13 protein-coding genes and 1 tRNA gene are annotated in these 17084 nt (G+C 74.0%); 8 read left to right on the top strand and 6 right to left on the bottom strand.

The window, feature by feature from the left end:
* Window positions 1-3: 3 nt before the first annotated feature.
* From O2V61_RS07160 to O2V61_RS07145, 4 genes are all read right to left on the bottom strand, one after another.
* Window positions 4-2598 (bottom strand): putative bifunctional diguanylate cyclase/phosphodiesterase, encoded by a 2595-nt coding sequence (locus O2V61_RS07160; RefSeq protein WP_269182611.1) that lies wholly within the window; start codon window positions 2596-2598, stop codon window positions 4-6.
* 157 nt (window positions 2599-2755) lie between these two features.
* A tRNA-Val gene (locus O2V61_RS07155) sits at window positions 2756-2827 on the bottom strand.
* 67 nt (window positions 2828-2894) lie between these two features.
* Window positions 2895-3359, bottom strand: coding sequence for a peroxiredoxin (locus O2V61_RS07150; protein ID WP_269182610.1), 465 nt, complete (start codon window positions 3357-3359; stop codon window positions 2895-2897).
* A 14-nt stretch (window positions 3360-3373) separates the two neighbouring features.
* Window positions 3374-3799: a DUF3052 domain-containing protein gene (locus O2V61_RS07145; protein WP_164699990.1), complete on the bottom strand. Its 426-nt coding sequence runs from the start codon at window positions 3797-3799 to the stop codon at window positions 3374-3376.
* 396 nt (window positions 3800-4195) lie between these two features.
* Here O2V61_RS07145 and aceE point away from each other — a divergent pair, with 396 nt between their 5' ends.
* Both aceE and O2V61_RS07135 read left to right on the top strand, forming a co-directional pair.
* Window positions 4196-7009 carry a pyruvate dehydrogenase (acetyl-transferring), homodimeric type gene (gene aceE, locus O2V61_RS07140; RefSeq protein WP_269182609.1) on the top strand — a complete coding sequence of 938 codons (2814 nt, stop codon included), beginning with the start codon at window positions 4196-4198 and terminating at the stop codon, window positions 7007-7009.
* Between the two features lie 236 nt (window positions 7010-7245).
* Entirely contained in the window at window positions 7246-8259 is a 1014-nt protein-coding gene (locus tag O2V61_RS07135; protein ID WP_269182608.1) for a type IV toxin-antitoxin system AbiEi family antitoxin domain-containing protein, read from the top strand.
* Window positions 8260-8363: 104 nt separating this feature from the next.
* On the opposite strand, the gene O2V61_RS07130 is transcribed toward O2V61_RS07135, so the two are convergent.
* On the bottom strand, window positions 8364-9578 hold the full coding sequence (locus tag O2V61_RS07130; protein ID WP_269182607.1) for a M20 metallopeptidase family protein: 1215 nt from the start codon (window positions 9576-9578) through the stop codon (window positions 8364-8366).
* A 38-nt stretch (window positions 9579-9616) separates the two neighbouring features.
* Window positions 9617-10147: a pirin family protein gene (locus tag O2V61_RS07125; protein ID WP_269182606.1), complete on the bottom strand. Its 531-nt coding sequence runs from the start codon at window positions 10145-10147 to the stop codon at window positions 9617-9619.
* 117 nt (window positions 10148-10264) lie between these two features.
* On the opposite strand from O2V61_RS07125, the gene O2V61_RS07120 reads away from it, so the two are divergent.
* The 6 genes from O2V61_RS07120 to O2V61_RS07095 all read left to right on the top strand — a co-directional run bounded on the left by O2V61_RS07120 (window position 10265) and on the right by O2V61_RS07095 (window position 16902).
* Window positions 10265-11431, top strand: a complete 1167-nt coding sequence (locus O2V61_RS07120; RefSeq protein WP_269182605.1) for a PucR family transcriptional regulator — start codon at window positions 10265-10267, stop codon at window positions 11429-11431.
* A 149-nt stretch (window positions 11432-11580) separates the two neighbouring features.
* Window positions 11581-12783: an acyltransferase domain-containing protein gene (locus O2V61_RS07115; RefSeq protein WP_269182604.1), complete on the top strand. Its 1203-nt coding sequence runs from the start codon at window positions 11581-11583 to the stop codon at window positions 12781-12783.
* Window positions 12780-13748, top strand: a complete 969-nt coding sequence (locus O2V61_RS07110) for a beta-ketoacyl-ACP synthase III (RefSeq protein WP_269182603.1) — start codon at window positions 12780-12782, stop codon at window positions 13746-13748. Before O2V61_RS07115 ends, O2V61_RS07110 begins: the two co-directional genes overlap by 4 nt.
* Window positions 13749-13848: 100 nt before the next feature.
* On the top strand, window positions 13849-14094 hold the full coding sequence (locus tag O2V61_RS07105; protein WP_036341438.1) for an acyl carrier protein: 246 nt from the start codon (window positions 13849-13851) through the stop codon (window positions 14092-14094).
* Between the two features lie 65 nt (window positions 14095-14159).
* Window positions 14160-15401 (top strand): beta-ketoacyl-[acyl-carrier-protein] synthase family protein, encoded by a 1242-nt coding sequence (locus tag O2V61_RS07100; RefSeq protein WP_269182602.1) that lies wholly within the window; start codon window positions 14160-14162, stop codon window positions 15399-15401.
* Window positions 15402-15486: 85 nt separating this feature from the next.
* Window positions 15487-16902 (top strand): acyl-CoA carboxylase subunit beta, encoded by a 1416-nt coding sequence (locus O2V61_RS07095; protein WP_269182601.1) that lies wholly within the window; start codon window positions 15487-15489, stop codon window positions 16900-16902.
* Window positions 16903-17084: the final 182 nt, after the last annotated feature.

Here is a 17084-nt window from a genome sequence, read left to right as displayed (position 1 = left end):
CCCTCAGGACGGCGCGTGGAGACCCTGCTGCTGCAGGAGCGCACCGGCCTCGTCGGCGGGCAGTGCCCGGTGGAACAGCCACCCCTGGGCCTGGTCGCACGCGTCGGCCCGGAGCCGCGCCAGCTGCTCGGGCTCCTCGACGCCCTCGGCGACCACGGTCAGCCCGAAGGTGTGCGCCGCCCGGATCATCAGCGCCACCAGGTCGCCGTGGCCGGGTTCCCTCGAGCCGATGAAGCTGCGGTCGATCTTGAGCGTGTCGACCGGCATGTGCCCCAGCTGGCCGATGGAGGTGTAGCCGGTACCGAAGTCGTCGATGGCGACAGCGGCGCCCAGTGCCCGCAGGGTGGCCAGGTGGTCCATCGCCGACGGGTCGGCCACCAGGACGGTCTCGGTCACCTCGAGCACGAGCAGGTGGGCCGGCAACCCCGAGGCGGCCAGCGCATCGGCGACGTCCTGGACGACCCGACGGTCGGTCAGGTGCCGGCCGGAGATGTTCACCGCGACGGTCGGCTCCGGCTCGTCCTGGGCCACCCCGGCGGCGCTGCGCCACTCGGCGAGCTGCCGGGTGGCCTCGTGCAGCACCCAGCGGTCCAGCTCGCAGATCAGCTGGGACTCCTCGGCCGCCGGGATGAAGACGTCCGGCGGGACCAGTCCGTGCCCGGGTCGCTGCCAGCGGACCAGCGCCTCGTACCCGATCACCCGGTCCGAGGCTACGTCCACCACGGGTTGGTAGTGCAGCTGCATCTCACCGTCGGCCAGACCCGCCCTGATCGCCGCCTCCAGCGCGGCCCGCTCGGCGAGCTGCCCGCGCAGCACCTCGTCGAAGACCTCGGCCCGGCCCCGCCCGTGCCGCTTGGCCCGGTAGGCGGCGGTGTCCGCCTCGACGAAGAGGACGTCGGCGTCGGTGTCGGCGTCCCGGCTGACCGCCACGCCGACGCTCGCGCCGACCCGCACGGTGTGGTGGTCCAGCCGGATCGGCTCGCCGGTCGCCGCGATCAGCCGCTCGGCGAGCTCGACCAGCGCACGCTCGTCCTCCACCGCCTCGACCAGGACGACGAACTCGTCGCCGCCCAGCCGGCACACGACGTCCCCCGCCCGGACCGCCGCCGACAGCCGGCCGGCGACCTCCCGCAGCACGTCGTCCCCGGCAGCGTGCCCGTGGGTGTCGTTGACCGACTTGAAGCCGTCCAGGTCGACGAAGAGCAGCCCGGTCATGGTCCCCGAGCGCTGGCCGCGGGACAGCGCCGCCGCGGTCAGCTGCAGCGCCTGCGCCCGGTTGGGCAGCTCGGTCAGCGGGTCGTGCGCCGCCTGGTGGGCGAGTGCGGACTGCAGCTCGTCGCGTTGGCGCACCGAGCTGACGATCTGCCGCACCGAGGCGTGCACGACCGCACCGAGCGGGCCGGGCAGCGGCTCGGCCAGGACGCTGTCGGCGAGGTCCCCGCGGGCCACGGCCTGGGCCTGGTCCTGGATGCGGCGGAGGCTGGCGACCGCCGCGCCCAACGCCGTGGAGACGGTGCGCACCTCTCGCGGGCCACCACCTTCGACCTCCACGAGCTCGCCGCGACTGACCTGGTCGGCCTGCCCGGCCAGCACGCCGAGCGAGCGGGACACGCTGCGGCCCAGGACGACGGCACCGATCGCCGCGGTCAGCAGCAGGCCGAGGCCGGCCAGCAGCGTGGTCGCCCGGCGACCGTCCGCCGCCTCACGGTCGGCGGCCGCGCTGGCCTGCGCCCCGGCGACCGCGGTGTCCAGCAGCTCGGTGAAGGTGGCGTCCCGCGCGGTGCTCCCGTTGACCAGGGCCGCGACCTGCTCGATGGAGAGGGGGGCCGCGGCGTCCTGCCCGGCCTGCGCGGCGAGGACGTCGTCCACCGCGGTCACCGCCGCGGCCGTGCGGACCCCGTCCCAGGCCGCGGCCAGGGTCGGCTGGGACAGGTCGTCCAGCTGCCGCTGGGCGTCGGTGTAGGCGACCCACGCGGACCGCCAGTCCAGGTCGCTGCCCTCGGCGCCGGAGAGCCGGAGCTGCGCGCCGAGGAACAGCGGGACCACCCGGCTGGAGGCCTGGGTCAGCTCGGTGACCAGCTCGACGTCGCGGGTGGCCCGGTAGGTGGTGCCCGTGACCTCCTGGTCACTGGCCTCCGCTGCCGCCTCCTGCTGAGCCGCCAGGAGCAGACCGGAGACGGTCAGGTAGCCGGTGTAGGTGTCCGCCAACGAGAGGGTGCGGGTCTGGGAGCCGGTCCGGACGTCGACGAGCCGGGCGATGGCCCGTTCGGCCGCCCAGGCGCCCACGGAGCCGGCGGGCACCGCGGCGAGCGCCCGGTCGGTGACCTGCTGCGCCTGGGCGATCGCCTGCTCGGCCTGCACCAGCTGGGCCTGCACCATCTCCGGGGAGAGCCCGGTCATGGCGCTCAGGTCCGGGTCGAGCAGCACCGTCGCGGACAGCACCGGCACGACCTCGTGCTCCACCCCGCTGCGTGCGGCGTCCAGCTGCGCCACCGCCTGCACGGCGGCCTCGGCGCGCTCGGCGGTGGCCGCCTCGGACACCGCGGCGCGCACGATCGCCGCGGTCAGCGCGACCACCCCCACCAACGGGACCAGCACCAGTGCCACGAGGTAGGCCCAGAGGGGCACACCGCGGCGCAGGGGTCTGCGCGGGGACGACGGTCTGGGCTGCATGCCATGGCATCGGCCCGACCTCGGCGTGGGTCGAGCCGCGGGCACCCGTCCGGGTGAGGCAGGGCCGCGTGTCGGTTTGGGGTGGGCGCGGCAGGGATCGAACCTGCGACCGCTCGCTTGTAAGGCGAGAGCTCTCCCGCTGAGCTACGCGCCCGTGCGGCCAGGGTAGCGGGAGGACCCCGCCACCCCCGCCGTCCGACGAGCTGCCGGCAGACCGCTGCTCAGGCGGCGGAGAGCGTGGCGACCGCGTCCTTCCAGCCGGACTGCGCACGCGCGTCACCGGGCTGGTTGACCTCGGAGAAGACCAGCGCGCCCTCCGCGTCGACCAGGAACGTGCCGCGCAGCGGCATCCCGGCCCGCTCGTTGAACACCCCGTAGGCCTGGGCGGTCACGCCGTGCGGCCAGAAGTCCGACAGCAGCGGGAAGCCGAAGCCCTGCTCGGCCCGGAACGCCTTGAGGCTGAAGGTGGGGTCGGTGGAGATGGCCACCACCTGGACCCCGGCGTCGGTGTAGGTCGCCAGCTCGTCGCGCAGCTGGCACAGCTCGCCGGTGCAGATCCCGGAGAAGGCGAACGGGTAGAACACGACGAGGACCGGAGCGCCCCGTAGCCCAGACAGGGAGACGACCTGCTTGTCCTGGTCAGGGAGGCTGAACTCGGGGGCGGTGTCGCCGACGGTGAGGGTCATCACCCGATCGTGCCTCAGCGGCGCGAGCGGGCCGCCTTCGGGGTGACCAGCCGGATGCCCGACCAGTCCTTGGCCGCGGAGATGCTGGAGGTCTGTGCGAGCCCGGCGGTGGGGGCGGCCTCGGTGACGTCACCGGGCTCGACGTGGCCGGGGCGCCCGGACTTCGGCACGAGCAGCCAGACGACGCCGTCCTCGGCGAGGGAGGCGATCGAGTCGACGAGGGCGTCGATCAGGTCGCCGTCCTCGTCGCGCCACCACAGCAGGACGACGTCGGCCACCTCGTCGGAGTCCTCGTCGACCATCTCGCCGCCCGACAGCTCGACGACCGAGTCGCGCAGGTCCTCGTCGGCGTCCTCGTCCCAGCCGAGCTCCTGCACGACCATGCCCGGCTTGATCCCCAGCCGGGCAGCCATGCTGGTGCTGCCCGAGTCGACGCTCATCCCCGCTGTTCCTCCGTGTGCTCGCTGCCCGGTCTGTTCCGGGCGGTGTCGTGTGCTGCTGTGCCGTCTGTCGCGCCCGCCGCGTGGTGCGCCGGTGCGATCGTCCTGGGGGGATGGTGCCCTGTCCTGGCCCGGCCTGCCTGGTCGGGACCTCTCGTGGACTCGACCCGCCCCCCTCTGCCCGGGTGGAAGGCGACCCCTGGCGCACCCGTCCCCCGCGTCTCGCGGGGGTGCGGAGGTGCGCTGTCCGGGCCACCGTTGCAGCGGAGCGTAGGGCATCGACGGGCAGGCGCAAGGCCCCGACCGGACGGCGCGGCGGCGCCGGACGTCCCGTTCGGCACGACACGAGACGGGGCGGACGTGACGTGCGCCGCCCCGGCAGGAGACGATGTGGCCATGAGCGCAACGCAGCAGTCGGACGGAGACCCCGCCCGCACCATCGGCAGCCCCCGTGCGGTCATCACCGACGGGCGGGCCAGCCAACTCCCCGACACCGACCCGGACGAGACCCAGGAGTGGCTGGAGTCCCTGGACGCGGTGGTCGACCATGCCGGTCGCGGCCGCGCCCGCTACCTGATGCTCCGGATGCTCGAGCGCAGCCGCGAGCAGCAGGTCGGCGTACCCGCGTTGCGCAGCACCGACTACATCAACACGATCGCGCCGGAGCAGGAGCCGTGGTTCCCCGGCGACGAGGACGTCGAGCGCCGGATCCGGGCCTACATCCGGTGGAACGCCGCGATCATGGTCCACCGCGCACAGCGTCCGGGCGTCGCCGTCGGCGGTCACATCTCGTCCTACGCGTCCTCGGCATCGCTGTACGAGGTGGGCTTCAACCACTTCTTCCGCGGCAAGGACCACCCCGGCGGCGGCGACCAGATCTACTTCCAGGGGCACGCCTCCCCCGGCATCTACGCCCGGGCCTACCTCGAGGGCCGGCTCGACGAGCACCAGCTCGACGGCTTCCGGCAGGAGGTCAGCCACCCCGGTGGCGGCCTGTCGTCCTACCCGCACCCGCGGTTGATGCCCGACTTCTGGGAGTTCCCCACCGTCTCGATGGGGCTCGGCCCGATGAACGCGATCTACCAGGCGCGGTTCAACCGCTACCTGCACGACCGCGGCATCGCCGACACGGCCGACCAGCACGTGTGGGCGTTCCTCGGCGACGGCGAGATGGACGAGCCCGAGTCGCTGGGCCCGATCGGCCTGGCCGCCCGGGAGGAGCTGGACAACCTCACGTTCGTCGTCAACTGCAACCTGCAGCGGCTCGACGGCCCGGTCCGCGGCAACGGCAAGGTCATCCAGGAGCTGGAGTCCTTCTTCCGCGGCGCCGGCTGGAACGTCATCAAGGTGATCTGGGGCCGCGGCTGGGACAAGCTGCTGGCCGCCGACCGCGACGGCGCCCTGGTCAACCTGATGAACTCCACGCCCGACGGCGACTACCAGACCTACAAGGCCGAGGACGGCGCCTACGTCCGCGAGCACTTCTTCGGCCGCGACCCGCGCACCCGCAAGCTGGTCGAGGGGATGAGCGACAAGGAGGTCTGGGAGCTCCAGCGCGGTGGCCACGACTACCGCAAGGTCTACGCCGCCTACAAGGCCGCGATGGACCACAAGGGGCAGCCCACCGTCATCCTCGCCAAGACCATCAAGGGCTGGACGCTCGGCAACCACTTCGAGGGCCGCAACTCCACGCACCAGATGAAGAAGCTGACCGCGGAGGACCTGGCGAACTTCCGGGACCGGCTGTACCTGCCGATCCCCGACGAGCAGCTGGACAAGACCCTGCCGCCCTACTACAAGCCGGCGGCCGACTCCGAAGAGATGCAGTACATGGAGGAGCGGAAGCGTCAGCTGGGCGGGTCCATCCCCCGGCGCAGCTACGCGGCCAAGCCGCTCAAGGCACCCGACGACAAGGCCTTCGAGGTCGTCCAGCGGGGCTCGGGCAAGCAGGAGGTCGCCACCACCATGGCGTTCGTCCGGCTGCTCAAGGAGCTCATCAAGGACCCGGAGCTCGGCCCCCGCTTCGTCCCGGTGATCCCCGACGAGGCCCGCACCTTCGGGCTGGACTCGCTCTTCCCGACGAAGAAGATCTACAACCCGCACGGCCAGAACTACACCTCGGTCGACCGCGAGCTGATGCTGGCCTACAAGGAGTCCACGACCGGGCAGATCCTGCACGAGGGGATCAACGAGGCCGGCTCCACGGCGTCGTTCATCGCCGCCGGGACGTCGTACGCGACGCACGACGAGCCGATGATCCCGATCTACATCTTCTACTCGATGTTCGGCTTCCAGCGGACCGGCGACTCGTTCTGGGCGGCCGGTGACCAGATGACCCGCGGGTTCCTGCTGGGCGCCACAGCCGGGCGCACCACGCTGAACGGCGAGGGCCTGCAGCACGAGGACGGGCACTCGCTGCTGCTCGCGGAGACCAACCCGGCGGTCGTCTCCTACGACCCGGCGTTCTCCTTCGAGCTCGGGCACATCTTCAAGGACGCCCTGCGGCGGATGTACGGCGAGGACCCGGGCGCCCCGCTGGGCGGGCACCGCAGCCCCGACGTCATGTACTACCTGACGGTCTACAACGAGCCCTACGTCCAGCCGGCCGAGCCGGAGGACCTGGACGTCACCGGGCTGCTGGCCGGCATGTACCGCTACGCCGAGGGCCCGCAGGTGACCGACGGGACGAAGGCCCAGGTGCTGGCGTCCGGGGTGGCGGTGCCGTGGGCGCTGCGGGCGCAGGAGCTGCTGGCCCAGGACTGGAACGTGTCCGCCGACGTCTGGTCGGTGACCTCGTGGAACGAGCTGCGCCGCGAGGCGGTCCAGGCCGAGGAGTGGAACCTGCTGAACCCGGCGGAGGAGCCCAAGGTCCCCTACGTGACCCAGCAGCTGACCGACGTCCCGGGCCCGATCATCGCCGTCTCGGACTGGATGAAGGCGGTGCCGGACCTGCTCACCCCGTTCATCCCGGGGGGCATGACGTCGCTGGGCACCGATGGGTTCGGCCTGTCCGACACCCGCCCGGCGCTGCGCCGGCACTTCCGGGTCGACGCGGAGTCGATCGTCGTGCGCACGCTGGCCTCGCTGGCCCAGCGCGGTGAGATCGAGCGCGACGTCGTCCGGCAGGCGGTCGAGAAGTACCAGATCGGTGAGGTTCAGGCCGCTCCGGCCGACACCAGCACCGCCCCGGAGCAGCAGCCGGAGGCGTAGTCACCGACGAGCCGGCGCCCCCGCGCTCACCAGTGATCAGGTGACCTGATCACTGCCTGTCCCCCCGCACCAGCGTTGGTGCGGGGGGACAGGCGGTGGTGCGGGCGGACGCCGCCCAGGCAGCGTCCTGACACGAGGACAGGCGAACACGCGGTCCGGCCTCCACATCCCTGGCCCACGTCCACAGATCCCGGTGGCCCGGTGCACCGCGTCTCCGGCGTTGAGACCTTTCCGCCGTGGATCCTCTCCTCGCCGACGCGATGGCCCGCCAGGCCGACGTCTTCAGCACCGCCGATGCGCTGGCCACCGGCATCGACCCCAACGCCATCGGCCCCCTCGTGCGGTCGGGCGTCTGGCGGCGGGTGCGCTATGGCGTCTACACGACCGGCGAGGCCTGGCGCCGCCACGAGGCCGCGGGGCGGACGCACCGGCTCGAGTGCGCCGCCGCCCTCCGCCGTCTCGATCGCACGACCGTCGCGGTCAGCCACACCTCAGCCGCCCGGCTGCACCGCCTCATCGTGCCCCGAGCCGCCGGCACCGAGGTCCGGCTGACCGATCCCGCGCAGTTCCGCGTCGGCCGCGGGTACCGGATCAGCCAGGGGACCCTTTCTCCTGAGGACGTCGTCGTCCACGAGGGGCTGCCGGTCACCACGGTAGCGCGCACGCTCGCCGACGTCGGCCGGGAATGGCCGCTGCTCGACGCCGTGGTCGCCGCCGACGATGCACTGGCCGACGGCCGGACCTCCCCGGCGGCGCTGCGAGCCGCCGCGCTCGCCCAAACCCACTGGGTCGGCTGCGGCAACGCCGCGCGGGCGTTCTCGCTGGCGCGCGTGGGTGCGCACTCGCCGCACGAGACCCGCACCCGGCTGGCCCTGCTCGGCGCCGGTCTGCCCGAGCCGTTGCTGCAGTGCGCCGTCCTCGTCGGTTCGCGCCTGGTCGCCGTCCTGGACATGTACTGGCCCGACTACGGCGTCTTCCTCGAGTGCGACGGCATGGTCAAGTACACCGACCCATGGCGGGATCGCACGCCTGCCGAGGTCATGTGGCAGGAGAAGCGCCGCCAGGACGCCCTGCTCGACCTCGACGTGCACGGTGTCCGGGTCGCCCCGGAGGACCTGCGGGAGTGCTGGGACGAGAAGGTCGCAAGGCTGTGGTCGCTGCTGGATCGCGGGCGCGCAGCACCACCGCGATACCGGACGGCGCATTGGCATGACGGACTTCGGACGGCACCCCGGGCCCTCGCCGGCTGACCTCGTCCCCGCTCCCCCCGCACCAGGAACCGTCCCCCCGCAGCAACGCTGGTGCGGGGGGACACTCAGTGATCAGGTGACCTGATCACTGCCGCACAGGGACGTCAGCCCGCGAGGGCCTGTGTCGCCATGAAGGCGTACATCGCCACCCCGGCCGGCAGGGCGTCCTCGTCGAAGACCACCAGGTCCGAGTGGTTGCCCGGGGCCGTCGCCGGGTCGAGCTCCGGCGGGCAGGCGCCCAGGAAGGCCATCGCGCCGGGCACCTGCTCCAGCACGTAGGAGAAGTCCTCCGCACCCATCAGCGGCGCCGCCATCACCGCGCTGGCCTGCTCCCCCAGCAGCTGAGCGGCCGCCTCGGTCACCTGGGCGGCCACCCCGGCGTCGTTGACGGTCACCGGGTAGCCCTCGACCCGGACGAACTCCGCCCGCAGGTCGTGCGCGGCGGCGACGTGCTCGGCGACCCGCTGCACCGAGGCGAGGACGTCGGCCCGCCGCTCCGGCGAGAGGGTGCGGATCGTGCCGTCCATGACCGCCGACGGCGGGATGATGTTGTCCTTCGTGCCCGCCTCCAGGTGCCCGATCGTGACCACGGCCGGGTCGAAGACGTCGACCCGGCGGGTGACCATCGCCTGCAGCGCCAGCACGATCTCCGCCGCGACCGGCACCGGGTCGGCGGCCAGGTGCGGGGTCGAGGCGTGCCCGCCACGACCGTGCACGATGATCCGGAACTGGTCGGCCGAGGCCATCATGGCGCCGGCCCGGACGTTGATCGTGCCGGTCGGGAACACCGTGGAGATGTGCAGCGCGAACGCACCGCTCACCGGGGCGTCCGGGACGACGTCGAGCAGCCCCTCCTCCAGCATGAAGCGGGCGCCGTGGTGGCCCTCCTCCCCCGGCTGGAACATGAACACCACCTGCCCGGCCAGGGTGTCCCGGCGCGCGGCCAGCAGCCGGGCGGCGCCGGCCAGCATCGCGACGTGGGTGTCGTGCCCGCAGGCGTGCATCGCCCCGGGCACCTCGGAGGCGAACGGCAGCCCGGTGGTCTCGGTCAGCGGCAGGGCGTCCATGTCCCCGCGCAGCAGGTAGGTGGGGCCGGGGCGGGCGCCGCGCAGCACCCCGACCACCGAGCTGGTGCTGGTGCCGGTGGTCAGCTCGATCGGCAGGTCGGCCAGCGCCGCCAGCACCATCGCCTGGGTGGCGGGCAGTTGCAGGCCGACCTCGGGCTGGCGGTGCAGCCGGCGGCGCAGGTCCACGGTGCGGTCGGCGTCGGCCCGGGCGGCGGCGAGCAGGTCAGCGGCGAGAGATGCGTCGGCAGGCATGCGGCCAGTCTGTAGCAGGGCTCAGCACCTGCACCAGGTCAGTCCGCCCAGGCCGGCCGGGCGGCGTCCAGTTGCCAGACCAGCACGGCCGCCGGGCCCTCGACCGGGCCGTCCCCCGGCGCGACGGTCACCTCGCCGTCCCGGACCAGCACCCGCAGCCCGGGCGGCACGTCGGCGCCGGCCTGTCCTACCCACAGCCGGGCGTCGGGACGGCCGAGGTCCACCCACCCGGTCGGCCGCAGCAGGACGTCGTGGGCCGGCTGCGCCCCCGGCTCGGCGGCCCGCAGGTAGGTCTGGACGACGTGCACCCCTCCTGCCCCGGCCACCTCGTCGTGCTCCAGCCCCCGTCCGGCGCGCAGGACGGCGACGTCCCCGGTGCCCAGCACGGCCTCGCGCCCCCAGGCATGCCGCAGCGACCCGGCGAGCACGACCGCCACCACGTCGACGTCGGCGTGGGTGTGTCGGCCGTAGCCGGTGCCCGCGCCGAGCCGGTCGTCGGCCAGCCGCAGCAGCGGGCCCAGCGACCCGTCCTGCGGGGCCACCAGCACCCGGGAGTCCAGCCCGCTCATCGGCCGGCCTCCCGGCGGGCGGCGGGGACGGGCTGACCCGGAGGAGCGGTGTGCACGACTCCACGATGCCTGACCAGCGGTGCGCCGTGACAGGCTGGCGGGATGGGAGCCGGTCCGGTGCGCACACAGCCCTCGGAGGCGACGTTGCGCCGGCTCGAGCGGTCCTCGGGCGCGCTGGCCACCCAGGCGGTGGCCCGGATGGACGAGGAGCTGTCCTGGTTCCGGGCGATGCCCGCCAGCCAGCGGTCCTGGGTGACCCTGGTCGCGCAGGCCGGGATCGCCTCGCTGGTCGAGTGGTGCCGGAACCCCGGCCGGCCGCCGCGGCTGACCGGTGAGGTGTTCGGCGCCGCCCCCCGCGAGCTGATGCAGGCGGTGCCGCTCAAGCGCTCGGTCGACCTGATCAAGGTCACCGTCGAGGTCGTCGAGGACCGGGTCGAGCAGGTCGCCGAGCCCGGGGACGCCGACCGGCTGCGGCTGACCGTGCTGCAGTTCAGCCGGGAGATCGCCTTCGCCGCGGCCCACGTCTACGCCAGCTTCGCCGAGAACCGCGGCGCCTGGGACGCCCGGCTGGAGGCGCTGGTCGTCGACGCCCTGGTCCGCGGTGACCGCTCCGAGGAGCTCCCCGGTCGGGCCGCGGCCCTGGGCTGGACGGAGACCGAGCCGGTCGTCGTCCTGGTCGGTTCGGCTCCGCCGGGTGAGGACGACGCCCGCGCCGCCGTCCGCCGGGCGGCCCGGTCACTGGGCTGCGAGGTGCTGGTCGGGGTGCACGCCGACGAGCTGGTCGTCGTCCTCGGTGGCGCCTCCGACCTCGCCCAGGTGACCTCCCGGGTGTGCCGGGAGTTCGGCCCCGGCCCGGTGGTGCTCGGCCCGCGGGTCGGGTCGCTCGCCCATGCCGGGGAGTCGGCGACCGTGGCCCTGGCCGGGCTGCGCGCCGCCCCGGCCTGGCCCGCCGCGCCGCGGCCGGTCGAGGCGGAGGACCTGCTGCCCGAACGGGCGCTGGACGGCGACCCGCTGGCCCGCTCCGCACTGGCCGAGCAAGTGGCGGTGCCGCTGCAGGCGGCCGGCCCCGAGGTGCTCGAGACGGTGCGCACCGTGCTGGGCAACGGGGGCAACCTGGAGGCCACCGCCCGCGCGCTGTTCGTGCACACCAACACCGTGCGGTACCGGCTCAAGCGGGCCGCCGAGCTCACCGGGTACTCGGCCACCGACCCGCGCGGCGCCTGGACGCTGCAGCTGGCGCTGGCCCTCGCGCAGCTGGAAGGTGGCCGCTCCCTCTGGCACTGAGGTGCCACCGGTTGTGGTCTCTGCGCCCGACACGCGGCCCCGATGTCGGCTTGCTCCGCCTCGATTTGGAGGGATCCTCCAAGAGGAGGTCGTAGATCTTCGTGGGCGATGCCGTCCCGCGCGGGCCTCCGGACTGGCACGGTGAACACGTGTTGGCCGTTCTCGCCCCCGGACAGGGTGCACAGAAGCCCGGGATGCTCACCGACTGGCTCGAGCTCCCCGGCGCCGAGTCCTTCTTCCGTTGGGCCGGCGCCATCGCCGGCGCCGACCTCCTGGAGCTCGGCACCACCGGTGACGCCGAGGCCATCAAGGACACCGCGGTCACCCAGCCGCTGGTCGTGGCGATGAGCCTGTTCATCGCCCGCGAGCTCGGCGGGATGCCCGGGCCGGTGGTGCACTCCCCGCACGCCGGGCGGGACGTGGTGATCACCGGGCACAGCGTCGGCGAGCTGACCGCCGCCGCGCTGGCCGGCGTGCTCTCCGTCGAGGCGGCGATCGCGCTGACCGCCGTCCGCGGCCGGGCCATGGCGCGTTCCTGTGCCCAGACCCCGACCGGGATGTCCGCCGTCCTCGGTGGTGACCCCGACGAGGTGCTCGCCGCGATCGAGCAGCACGGCCTGGTGCCGGCCAACCGCAACGGCGGCGGGCAGGTCGTCGCCGCCGGCACCCTCGACGGGCTGGCCGCGCTCGAGGCCGACCCGCCGGCCAAGGCCCGGATCATGCCGCTGCCGGTTGCCGGGGCCTTCCACACCCACCACATGGCCTCCGCCCGGGCGGAGCTCGAGGGCCTGATCGGCGGGCTGCGACCGGCCGCCCCGAGCCGGCTGCTGCTGTCCAACGCCGACGGCGCCGCGGTCGACGACGGCGCCGAGGTGCTGTCCCGGCTGGTCAGCCAGGTCACCAGCCCGGTGCGCTTCGACGCCTGCCTGGCCACCCTGCGCGACCTCGGCGTGACCGCCGTGCTGGAGCTCCCGCCCGCCGGCGCGCTGGCCGGCCTGGCCAAGCGCGAGTGGAAGGGGAGCGACATCGAGGTGCTGGCCCTGACCGGCCCGGCCGACCTCGACCGCGCCCGCGAGCTCATCGCCGCCGAGCGCGGCCGCGCCGAGGCCGAGCACTCCCCCGACTGGCGCGTCGTCGTCTCCCCGGTCCGTGGCACCGTCCGCCCGGCCGAGGTCCCCGAAGGCACCCACCTCCCCGCCGGCAGCCCGCTGGGCTCCGTGCGCAGCCGGCGCGAGGAGGTCAACGTCTCCACCGGCTACGACGGCGTCCTCGCCGAGTGGCTCGTGCAGGACGGCGACCTCGTCGACGCCGGTGACCCGATCGCCCGTCTCTACCCGGAGGTGTCCGAGTGACCACCATCAAGCTGCGGGAGGGGGCTGCCGGCGCGACGATCCTCGGCCTGGGCTCCTACCGCCCCCGCCGCCGGGTGACCAACGACGAGCTCGCGCAGGTGATGGACACCAACGACGAGTGGATCCAGTCCCGGGTCGGCATCGCCGAGCGCCGCTGGGCGTCGGAGGACGAGACCCTGGTCGACATGTCCATCGCCGCCGGCGGCAAGGCGCTGGCGGCCAGCGGGCTGGCCCCCGACCAGATCGACCTGGTGATCGTGGCCAGCGCGAGCCTGACCGCCCCGATCCCCGGCATCGGCCCGCAGGTCGCACACCGGCTGGGCATCCCTCGCCCCGGCGCCTTCGACCTCAACGCCGGCTGCGCCGGGTTCTGCTACGCGCTCGGCGTGGCCAACGACGCCATCCGCACCGGTGAGGCCACCAACGTGCTGGTGGTCGGGGTCGAGCGGCTCTCCGACGTCACCGACCAGACCGACCGCAGCACCGCGGTGATCTTCGCCGACGGGGCCGGGGCCGCCGTCCTGGGCCCCACCGACGAGCCCGGCATCGGCCCGGTCGCCTGGGGCAGCGACGGCGACCAGTACACCGCCATCGAGATCGCCGCCGGCCGCTCCACCATGACGATGGCCGGCCAGACCGTCTACCGCTGGGCCACCACGAAGCTGACCCAGACGCTGCTGGAGGCGATGGAGAAGGCCGGCGTCACCGCCGCCGACATCGACGTCTTCGCCCCGCACCAGGCCAACCTGCGGATCATCGAGTCGATGGCCAAGAAGCTCGGCTTCAGCGAGGACACCGTGATCGCCCGGGACATCGTCCAGTCGGGCAACACCTCGGCCGCCTCCGTCCCGCTGGCGCTCACCGCGCTGCTGGAGTCCGGCGAGGCCAAGTCCGGTGACCTGGCCCTGGTGCTCGGCTACGGCGCCGGGCTCACCTTCGCCGGTCAGGTGCTGCGCCTCCCCTGAGGCGCTGCACCGATCGGCCACAGACCCCCGGGACACCCGTCCCGGACGAGGCGGAGACCCTCCCGGGCCCCCGCCACCCACGCCAGAGAGAGGACCCCGCGTGCCCAGCACCGCAGACATCCAGGCCGGTCTCGCCGAGATCCTGGAGGAGGTGGCCGGGGTCGCCCCCGCCGACGCCACCCCCGAGAAGTCCTTCACCGACGACCTCGACGTCGACTCGCTGTCGATGGTCGAGATCGCCACCGCCGTCGAGGACAAGTTCGGCGTGGCGATCCCGGACGACGAGCTCGCCAACATCAAGACCGTCGGCGACGCGATGTCCTTCATCGAGAAGAACCAGGGCTGACCCAGCCCTCCCTGCACTCCCCCCGGCCGTCCGGCCAGGCCCAGCCAGTCCCAGGAGGAACGTCCATGAGCACGCCCACCGCTGACGTCGTCGTCACCGGGCTCGGCGCCACCACACCCCTCGGTGGCGACGTGGCCTCCACCTGGGACGCGCTGCTGGCCGGCCGGTCCGGGGTGAGCCGCCTCACCGACGACTGGGCCAAGGACTTCCCTGCCCAGCTCGTCGCCCGGCTGACCACCGAGCCGGCCGAGGTGCTCGACCGGGTGCGCATCCGGCGGCTGGACCGCAGCCAGCAGGTCGCCGTGATCGCCGCCGAGGAGGCCTGGCGCGACGCCGCCGGCGCCGACTCAGGGGTCGACCCGCTGCGGGTCGCCGTCGTGTTCGGCACCGGCATCGGCGGTGCGGTGACCCTGCTCGACCAGGACGACATCCTCGAGGCCAAGGGGCCCAAGCGGGTCTCCCCCTTCACCATCCCGATGCTCATGCCCAACGGCCCGGCCGCGGCCGTCGGCCTCGCCGTCGGTGCCCGGGCCGGGGTGCACGCCCCGGTGAGCGCCTGTGCGTCCGGGGCCGAGGCCATCCGCTGGGGCCTGGACCTGCTGCGGCTGGACCGCGCCGACATGGTCGTCGTCGGCGGGACCGAAGCATGCGTGCACCCGCTGCCGATGGCCGGCTTCTCCGCGATGCGGGCGATGAGCACCCGCAACGACGAGCCCCACCGCGCCTCGCGCCCGTTCGACAAGGGCCGGGACGGGTTCGTGCTCGGTGAGGGCGCCGCCGCCCTGGTGCTGGAGCGCGCCGACGCCGCCACGGCGCGCGGCGCGAGGATCCACGCCCGGCTGGCCGGCGCCGGTGGCACCTCCGACGGGTACGACCTGGTCGCCCCGCACCCCGAGGGCGAGGGGGCCGGGCGGGCGATCACCGCCGCCATCCGGGACGCCGGGCTGACCGCGGCCGACATCGGCCACGTCAACGCCCACGCCACCTCCACTCCCATCGGCGACACCGCGGAGGCTGCGGCGATCCGCGACGCGATCGGTGACCACCCGCTCGTCACGGCCACCAAGAGCCAGACCGGGCACCTGCTCGGTGCAGCGGGTGCGCTGGAGTCGGTCTTCACGATCCTCGCGCTGCGCGAGCAGCTGGTGCCGGCCACCGCCAATCTCGACGACCCCGACGACGACGCCGCCGTCCAGGCCCTCGACATCGTCCGCCGCGACGCGCGGAAGGCGACCTTCTCCGCCGCACTGAACGACTCGTTCGGCTTCGGCGGCCACAACATGGCCCTGGTGTTCACGACGGCGTGAGGACGGGCCCCGTCCACCCCCGGACTCGCGGCGGTGCCCTGCTGCGCGGCCACCCCCTCCGGACCTGCGCTTCGAGGAGTTGCTCATGACCACCATCTCCGCCGCACCGCCGACCACCCCGACCATCGACCCGCGGGACCCCGAGGACCGGCTCGCCCGGTTCTTCGACCCCGGGTCGATGCAGCTGCTGGCCGCCCGCGACACCTCGGGGGTGCTCGCCGCCCGGGGCACCGTGGCCGGCTCCCCCGCCGTCGCGTACTGCACCGACGCCACGATCATGGGCGGCGCCATGGGCCTGGACGGCTGCCGGCACATCGTGGACGCGATCGACACCGCGCTGCGGGAGCGGGTGCCGGTCGTCGGCATCTGGCACTCCGGCGGGGCCCGGCTGGCCGAGGGCGTCACCGCCCTGCACGCGGTCGGTGAGGTGTTCGCCGCGATGGTGCGCGCCTCCGGGCGGGTGCCGCAGGTCTCCGTCGTCCTCGGCGCAGCCGCCGGCGGGGCGGCCTACGGGCCGGCGCTGACCGACCTGGTGATCATGGGGCCGGCCGGGCGGGTCTTCGTCACCGGTCCCGACGTCGTCCGCTCGGTCACCGGCGAGGTGGTCGACCAGGAGCAGCTGGGTGGCCCGGACACCCACGGCCGGCGCTCCGGTGTCGTGCACGTGGTGACCGAGACCGAGGCCGAAGCGCTGGAGACCGCCCGCCAGGCCGTCGACCTGCTGGCCGCCCAGGGCACCTTCGCCCCCGCCGCCGAGGAGCCCGCGGTCGACCTGGGTGCCCTGCTCCCCGAGCAGCGCAACCGTGCCTACGACGTCAAGCCGCTGGTCGCCTCCCTGCTGGACGGCCCCGGGCTGGAGCTGCACCCGCGGTTCGCGCCCAACGTGGTCACCACGCTGGGCCGGCTGGCCGGCCGGACGGTGGGCGTGATCGCCAACAACCCGCTGCGGCTGGGTGGCTGCCTGGACTCCGCGTCGGCGGAGAAGGCAGCCCGGTTCGTGCGGATGTGCGACGCCTTCGGGGTGCCGCTGGTCGTGCTGGTCGACGTCCCCGGCTACCTGCCCGGCGTCGGACAGGAGTGGGACGGCGTGGTCCGCCGCGGCGCCAAGCTGCTGCACGCCTTCGCCGAGGCCGTCGTGCCGCGGGTGACCCTGGTGACCCGCAAGTCCTACGGCGGCGCCTACATCGCGATGAACGCCCGCTCGCTGGGCGCCACCGCCGTCTTCGCGTGGCCGGGCGCCGAGGTCGCCGTGATGGGCGCGAAGGCCGCCGTCGGCATCCTGCACCGCAAGAAGCTCGCCGCCGCCCCGCCCGGGGAGCGGGAGGCCCTGCACGCCGAGCTGGCCGCCGAGCACGAGCGGATCGCCGGCGGGGTCAACCGGGCCCGGGAGATCGGCGTCGTCGACGAGGTGGTGGAGCCGGCGCAGACCAAGCGCCGGCTGGTCGCCGCGCTGGCGGAGGCACCGTCCGGGCGGGGAGCGCACGGCAACATCCCGCTCTGATCCCCACACGTACAGCGGCCCGGCCCCTCTGCGGAGGGTGCCGGGCCGTCGTGCGTCGTGGGCCCGCACGATCAGGTGACCTGATCGTGGGGAGACCTACCGCGCGGTCTGCCGTGGGGTAGGTGCCCACACGGTGCGGGAGGACGAGCAGACGGCGGTCGAGTCAGGACGCCGTCCGCTCC

Origin of the sequence: Modestobacter sp. VKM Ac-2985 (assembly GCF_026967925.1) — a bacterium.
GTDB lineage: Bacteria > Actinomycetota > Actinomycetes > Mycobacteriales > Geodermatophilaceae > Modestobacter.
Note: the sequence above shows the minus strand (reverse complement) of the source record. Positions and strands in the feature narration are given on the sequence as shown.

What these genes read in the sequence shown, in the direction of transcription:
- O2V61_RS07145 (WP_164699990.1), bottom strand. Translation starts at nt 3,799, where the DNA reads ATGAGCGTCGACTCGGGCAGCACCAGCATGGCTGCCCGGCTGGGGATC.
- O2V61_RS07125 (WP_269182606.1), bottom strand. Translation starts at nt 10,147, where the DNA reads ATGAGCGGGCTGGACTCCCGGGTGCTGGTGGCCCCGCAGGACGGGTCG.
- O2V61_RS07130 (WP_269182607.1), bottom strand. Translation starts at nt 9,578, where the DNA reads ATGCCTGCCGACGCATCTCTCGCCGCTGACCTGCTCGCCGCCGCCCGG.
- O2V61_RS07095 (WP_269182601.1), top strand. Translation starts at nt 15,487, where the DNA reads ATGACCACCATCTCCGCCGCACCGCCGACCACCCCGACCATCGACCCG.
- O2V61_RS07100 (WP_269182602.1), top strand. Translation starts at nt 14,160, where the DNA reads ATGAGCACGCCCACCGCTGACGTCGTCGTCACCGGGCTCGGCGCCACC.
- O2V61_RS07150 (WP_269182610.1), bottom strand. Translation starts at nt 3,359, where the DNA reads ATGACCCTCACCGTCGGCGACACCGCCCCCGAGTTCAGCCTCCCTGAC.
- aceE (WP_269182609.1), top strand. Translation starts at nt 4,196, where the DNA reads ATGAGCGCAACGCAGCAGTCGGACGGAGACCCCGCCCGCACCATCGGC.